Genomic DNA, 6,140 nt, shown 5'->3' with positions numbered 1-6,140 from the left:
ATCAATAGTCAGAAATTTTCTTTTGTTGTTCCATCTGCATTAAATGTGGATGCCACAGCACTAACCTCCGATCTTACTTTCAGCTCTGAACATGTGTTTTCGATATATGTTTCTGGACTAAAGGTAGTTGCAGATGATGTATTTAAGAATACAACACCAACCGGAGAAATTTCTGACCTATGGTCTACCAGGACTAAGCTGGATGCGATGTTCCAGGCTTCATTAGTTGGCTATGGAACAGATATTCGTAAACCAGGAGCTTCTAAAAATCTTTGGAGTGAGGTAACCACCTCAATTGTCTATACGAAGAAGTACTGGTGTGACAACGATCTTAATGTAAGGCAACGGATCATTCCGGTAATCCGCCTCGCAGAGCTTTATTATATCGCTGCAGAGTGTGCGCCAACCATGGAAGAGGGGATAAACTACCTGAATACAGTAAGGGTCAATCGCCTGATCCCCGCATTAGCCGTTCCGGCCACGCGTGATGCCTTTGAAAGCGAGATTCTGTTGGAGTACCGAAAGGAGTTTTATGCTGAGGGACAACTGTGGTTCTATTTTAAACGTAAGAATACGGTAACGATTCCGGATGGCGCAGCCAACCCCATGACTAAAGACAATTACATTTTTCCATTACCTGATGCCGAGGTGGAATTTGGTACATCGGGAACTAATTAAGAAATGATTATGAAACTGATCGCAAAAAGAGGCTTGGTGATGATGATCATCACTTTGACTTTTCTATCCTGTAAAAGAGATAAAGAATTATTATTTAATGAGCCAGGGGCCATATACGTAACGTCTCTGCCAGACAGTACCGTCTTTACCTTTGCCACCTCGCCAGACGTCAAAGTTACCGATACCGTGTTAATTACATATCGGATCATTGGCAACGCCGCTGCAAAAGATCGTCAGATTCGTCTGGAGCCAAGGGATGGAGCAACTGCAAAGGCAGGATACCATTATAAAATTGGTCCGGCATTAGTAAAAGCTAATGCGTTTAGTGCAACGGTGCCAGTATATGTTTACCGGAAACCGGGCCTTAAAGACAGTACAGTTAATGTGATTCTCGATATTAAAGAAAATGCTGATTTTAAACCAGGTTTTACCAATCAGCTGAGGTATAAAATATCCATTTCGGATGTTTTGTCTAAGCCTACGATTTGGGATGCAGTCTGGGCATCTTATTTCGGAAGCTATTCTGTAGTAAAGTTTAAATTCCTGTTAGCGGTTACCGGAAAAACCAATTGGAATTCTTCACCGCTTCCCCAAGACTCCCGTTATCTTTCTCAAAAGGCCAAGAACGAATTGCTGGCCTATAATCAAGCCCATGGACCTCTGATAGATGAATTTGGGATAGAGGTTACATTCCCTTAACAATTGATGAAGAATTAATAAAATGATTATGAAAAGAATATATAAAAAATATGCTGCGCTGTTATTTCTTCTGATCGCTGTGTTGTTGGTGCGTTGCACAAAAGACCATAGCAACCAGGATTTAACGCCTGTAAATTTGGTTGCGCTATCGGATCCGAAATCTAAAGCTGTTTTTACCGTTTTTCAGGGTGATACCTTAAAACTGAAACCCACCCTGTCACAGAGTATGGGTAATGATCTCAGTCAACTGGAATTTTCCTGGCTTGTTTATAATAACAATGGTGCATTGAGCTTGGCTGCACCGCGCATTACAATCTCTAACGAGTATGAATTGAAATATCTGGTTAAGGGTGACCCTTTTATTTTAGGAGAGCCTTATGTAGTACGTTTAACTGTGAAAAACAAAGCTACGGGCGTTAATTTTTTCCTTAACTACAATATTTTAATCGGGAACAAATATGGTACAGGCTGGTTGGTATTGGAAGATAAAAGTGGGAAGGGAGATCTTTCGTTCGTTTTTCCAGACAATACAGTTGAACATGGTATTTATACAGACCGCAATACAACCCAACTGGTTGGGCCAAGAAAATTAGAACTTACACCTTTTCCAGTTGGAGATGATATTTCTGCGGTAGGAAAGCGTCTATACATTTTGGCACAGAGTGGGAGCCAGGAGTATAATTATTTAACGATGGTTAAAAAATTTGATTACAGTTATGAGTTTTTCAGCCCTCCGGCCGTTCAAAATCCACAGGTGATGACCTGGACCAGCCAATATGTGTATAGCGGGGTGAGAAGCCCGGCATTGGGTATTGTAGTTAACAATAATAAAGCACACTCCAACCTGGTAGGTGGTTTTCCAGGAGTTAAAAAATGGGGAGATGTTGCCCTGAACCCTCAAGGGAGCAATGATTATTCGCTGGCACCTTTCGTTGTTGGCGGACCAACCTATCCTGCAATTGTCTATGACAATAAGGATAAACGTTTTTATCACATCAGGGCCTACAACCCAAGTCCCGTAGCGGGTTCTCTTGAATCTTTTCCTTCAGGAGGAACAGCTGGAGTTAGTAGCGTATTTGAGATGAATAATGTCGGAATGACCATGTTATTTCAAGATTCTGCTGACGTAGTGCACGAGTATAATGCATTAATGAAGAATGATGACAACCAGGCTTATTTGCTAAGGTACAAAACAACAAATACGACAGCTGCACCAAATATTACACTGGCAAAGGTATTGATGAATGCACCTGGTATACTCACCTATACTGCAGCAGCCGGATCAACTTCTACGCCACACATTTATTATAGTAATGACAATAAAGTATCCTGTTATGAGACGAGTTCTAATACAGTTGTAGAAAGCTATTCGTTTCCGGTTGGGGAGCAAATTACAGCCATAAAGTATGCAAAGTATACCCCTAATGATACAGATCCGGTAAAAAAGGCAAGGTTGGTTGTGGCTACCTGGAACGGAACAGAAGGACGCTTATATTATTTCACCATCAGCAGTACAGGAAGCATGGGTAATTATACCAATATGTTCAAGGGTTTTGGGAAAATAGTAGATATAGCTTACAAATATTAAACAACATAAAAACAATATAATGATGCATTTAATAAAATTAAAAAAATACCTGAGACCTAAAGTGCTGTTTGCAATGGCTGTTTTATGCGGTAGCTCGGTTTATGCGCAAAATAAAGGTAACTATTCCATCTCTGGTCAGATTGAAGGGCTGGCTGACGGAAAAGTCTTCTTGAGTACAAGGTATCTGGGCAAAGATTTAACAGATTCTACAGAAGCAAAAAGTGGAAATTTTAACTTCAAAGGAACCAGCCCCGGCACACTGATCTATAGTTTACGCTTGGGCAAGCAACAGTATATGTCTGTAGTTATCCAGCCAAATGAAAATGTAAAAATAAAAGGAAATTTTAACCATCTGGACAATGCAGAAATTACGGGTGCCGGGGCACAAAAAGTTTGGGAAGAGTGGTTAAAGAAATGGTCGGCGATCAGAGATTATGCCGGGCATCTTTATAAAATGGCCGACAGCATCGGCAAAGGTGACCGATCTGTTGTGGATGCCGGATTTGCGCAGTTGAACCTACGGTTAATTGACACTGTGGATGCTTTTGTGAAACGATATCCCTCATCGGCAATTGCCTCATTTGTAATTATGGATCGTTTTGTTACTTATCCCAATCCAGAAAAAGCACAAAGCAATTATGCTGCTCTAACTTCTGTTGGAAAGAATACGATTTATGGCAAAGAGCTTGGTCAGGCAATTGCAGTGAGTGCAAAGACCGGTCTTGGCGTAAAACCAGATTTTACCTTGCCCGACCGGGAGGGTAAAAATTTTAAACTCTCTTCATTAAAAGGAAAAGTAGTGTTAGTCGATTTCTGGGCCAGCTGGTGCGGACCTTGTAGAAAAGAGAACCCTAATCTGGTGAAAGCTTATGCAAAATACCATGAGAAGGGATTTGAAATAGTTGGGGTGTCGCTGGATGACAAGAAAGATGCCTGGCTTAAAGCAATTGATGCAGATAAACTAAATTGGTTACATGTGTCAGACTTAAAAGGTTGGAAAAGCAATTTGGCCACTGAGTATGGTATCCGGTCTATTCCTACCAGTTTTCTTGTTGATGTGAACGGAAAGATTATCGCAAAGGATTTGAGAGGTGAGGCGCTGGAAAAGAAATTAGCAGCCATCTATAATTAAAAGTATAAAGGCCATGCATATCGCATGGCCTTTATACTTTTAAGGGATCTGCTGCCTGGCGGGATGCTTCCCAACCGATTATTGCATTTTTACGCACTGTACCCCAATGATATTGACCAATATCTCCGGTAGATTTAATTACACGATGACATGGGATCAAAAATGCAATCGGGTTATTACCTAAATCCTATATAAATAACTTGTGTTCATTTTACCCAAGCTCATAAATTGGCATTGATATTTGTCAACAAAATTCTATATTATATGTCATTGGATTCGCAGGCTTGAGCAGTGATCTTTACATCAGCAACTTTCTAAAGAAAAGAAAGTGCTGTTCACCTTAAAGAATGTAAACGATGAAAAAACTACTTACACTAATGATTGCGGTCTTTTCCGTGATCGATGCAGATGGCAGACGCATGATACCCGCCTACAAGGTCGTCTATAAATTATTTCGGGGGTTATTACAATATCAAGCAATCAATTCTATTTTATAAACTCAACAATAAAAAAAATGAAAAAAATATTTTTATTTCTGGTTGTAATTTCAATCAGTGTCGCGTCTTTCGCACAAACCAGATGGGTGGTAGATCCGTTGCACACTTTTGTCGGCTTTTCGGTCAGACATATGGGAATTTCGTTTGTAGAAGGTTCATTTAAGAAATTTGATGGATCTGTCGTTGCAGTCAAGCCCGATTTGACCGATGCAAAAATCAGCTTTATTGTAGATGTAAATAGTATTTCTACCGATGTGGAACAGCGCAATACACACCTAAAGTCGGATGATTTTTTTAACGTGGAGGTTTATCCCAACATGACTTTCGAAAGTATCTCGTTTAAAAAGCTAAAAGACAACGATTATGAACTTATCGGGAAACTAACCATTCGTGATGTTACCAAAACCGTTAAATTTAAGGTAGCATTTGGAGGTACTACAAAAGATCCGCAGGGAAATACCCGGGCCGGATTCTCTGCAACTACTACAATCAACCGTCTGGATTATCACATAAAATATGATCCAACCGGTACAGGTGTTGGTCAAGATATCCGGATTAGCTTAAATCTGGAATTTATACAGGCAAAATAACCGGAAAAAAAATAAAATATCCCAGCTACTGTAAAGAAAGCAAACATTATTGAACAATGGCTTTAAAAAGCTTTTGTTATATCTAATTTTTTAAAGGATGTTTATAAGAAGAACAGTCTGGCCATGGAAATGGTAATCAAGTGACCTCAAAGACACAGGACATCGTTATGAATGAACTGAAATTGTATGGAATACCAAATTCACCTGAAATATATCCAATCAGGGATTTTTTAAAACGTAGCGTGGTTGATTTTGAGTGGGTAGATATTAGCCATGATAACCTGGGATGGGGGCAGAGTATCACTTCTTTTAATAATCCTTACAAACACCCTGCAATAGAGTTTCCTGATGGAAAAGTTATTGTTAACCCATCGCTGGAACAAATTGCCTGTAACCTGGGATGGATTACCAAACCCAAATACGCAGAGTATGATCTGTCGATTTATGGAGCAGGTCCTGCGGGCTTGAGTGCTGCCGTTTACGCTGCATCTGAAGGATTGAAGACTATTCTTGTAGAACGGGAGGCTATTGGAGGGCAGGCGGGAACTAGTTCACTTATCGAAAACTATATGGGATTTCCGCAAGGGATTTCCGGAGCTGAACTGGCAGAACGGGCAAGGCAGCAAGCTCTAAAATTTGGTGTAGAGATTCTTTTGCTGAAGGAAGGAATAAAAGGATCTTTTCGGGATAAAAGAATTTATGTTGATTTTGCATCAGGAGAAAAACTGGTAGCTAAAAGCAATATTTGTGCTACTGGTGTAGAATATGCAAAGCTTAATCTTTTGGATGAGAACAGGTTCTTTCATAAAGGTATCTATTATGGAGCAGGTGCCAGTGAAGCCTTTTTCTGCCAGGACAAGGATATTTACATTGTTGGAGGGGGAAACTCTGCGGGACAAGCTGCTGTTTATTTTTCCGGTTTCGCAAAGCGGGTTTTTATGGTTATAAGAAAAGGA

General features: G+C 40.1%; 6 protein-coding genes and 1 pseudogene. 6 read left to right on the top strand and 1 reads right to left on the bottom strand.

Translation table 11 applies throughout. The features are described from left to right. From VNZ46_RS10835 to VNZ46_RS10820, 4 genes are all read left to right on the top strand, one after another. Positions 1 to 678 (top strand): RagB/SusD family nutrient uptake outer membrane protein (locus tag VNZ46_RS10835; RefSeq protein ID WP_325560179.1); only part of this gene is annotated, 678 nt, incomplete at its 5' end. A gap of 9 nt (positions 679 to 687) precedes the next feature. Continuing rightward, entirely contained in the window at positions 688 to 1,377 is a 690-nt protein-coding gene (locus VNZ46_RS10830) for a DUF4843 domain-containing protein (protein WP_325560178.1), read from the top strand. A 28-nt stretch (positions 1,378 to 1,405) separates the two neighbouring features. After that, positions 1,406 to 2,965, top strand: coding sequence for a PKD-like family lipoprotein (locus VNZ46_RS10825; RefSeq protein ID WP_325560177.1), 1,560 nt, complete (start codon positions 1,406 to 1,408; stop codon positions 2,963 to 2,965). 19 nt (positions 2,966 to 2,984) lie between these two features. Further along, complete coding sequence (locus VNZ46_RS10820; RefSeq protein WP_325560176.1) at positions 2,985 to 4,097, top strand: AhpC/TSA family protein; 1,113 nt, start codon at positions 2,985 to 2,987, stop codon at positions 4,095 to 4,097. A 31-nt stretch (positions 4,098 to 4,128) separates the two neighbouring features. On the opposite strand, the pseudogene VNZ46_RS10815 reads toward VNZ46_RS10820, so the two are convergent. Further along, positions 4,129 to 4,281: pseudogene (locus VNZ46_RS10815) on the bottom strand (MGMT family protein); the annotation flags it as partial. Between the two features lie 330 nt (positions 4,282 to 4,611). Here VNZ46_RS10815 and VNZ46_RS10810 point away from each other — a divergent pair. Together VNZ46_RS10810 and VNZ46_RS10805 are read left to right on the top strand one after the other, a co-directional pair. Beyond that, entirely contained in the window at positions 4,612 to 5,184 is a 573-nt protein-coding gene (locus tag VNZ46_RS10810; RefSeq protein ID WP_325560175.1) for a YceI family protein, read from the top strand. 167 nt (positions 5,185 to 5,351) lie between these two features. After that, positions 5,352 to 6,140 (top strand): NAD(P)/FAD-dependent oxidoreductase (locus tag VNZ46_RS10805; RefSeq protein ID WP_325560174.1); only part of this gene is annotated, 789 nt, incomplete at its 3' end.

The organism is Pedobacter sp., assembly GCF_035566355.1.
In the GTDB taxonomy this organism is placed as follows: Bacteria; Bacteroidota; Bacteroidia; order Sphingobacteriales; family Sphingobacteriaceae; genus Pedobacter.
The sequence above is the reverse complement of the archived record's forward strand: the minus strand, read 5'-3'. Positions and strand labels throughout refer to the sequence as shown.

Coding starts and splice junctions, on each gene's coding strand:
- VNZ46_RS10830 (WP_325560178.1), top strand. CDS start 688: ATGAAACTGATCGCAAAAAGAGGCTTGGTGATGATGATCATCACTTTG.
- VNZ46_RS10825 (WP_325560177.1), top strand. CDS start 1,406: ATGAAAAGAATATATAAAAAATATGCTGCGCTGTTATTTCTTCTGATC.
- VNZ46_RS10820 (WP_325560176.1), top strand. CDS start 2,985: ATGATGCATTTAATAAAATTAAAAAAATACCTGAGACCTAAAGTGCTG.
- VNZ46_RS10810 (WP_325560175.1), top strand. CDS start 4,612: ATGAAAAAAATATTTTTATTTCTGGTTGTAATTTCAATCAGTGTCGCG.